Below are 244 nucleotides of genomic sequence, written 5' to 3' on the forward strand. Positions count from 1 at the left end.
CAGCAGGCCGAGCTGGATCACACCGACGATCCAGACGATGTACAGGAGGGTCGGCAGCTTCTGCTCCCGCGCGCACCCGGTCGCGCCCCGCAGGTTCACCGCCGCCTGCAGGGCCTGGCCGGCCAGGCAGACGTCCAGCTTGTCGTGGGCGACGGCCGGCAAGGCGGGGGCGAGCGCGTCGGCGCCCGCGGCGAGCCTCACGGCGACGCTGAGCACCTAGTCGCCGACCAGGCTGGCGGCGGCC

Annotated in this window: 1 pseudogene; it reads right to left on the reverse strand. The window is 75.0% G+C overall.

The features are described from left to right. Positions 1-201, reverse strand: a pseudogene (locus tag KVT45_RS55520) (amino acid permease); the annotation flags it as partial. Positions 202-244: the final 43 nt, after the last annotated feature.

Source organism: Streptomyces sp. GbtcB6, assembly GCF_019091475.1.
GTDB lineage: Bacteria > Actinomycetota > Actinomycetes > Streptomycetales > Streptomycetaceae > Streptomyces > Streptomyces hyaluromycini.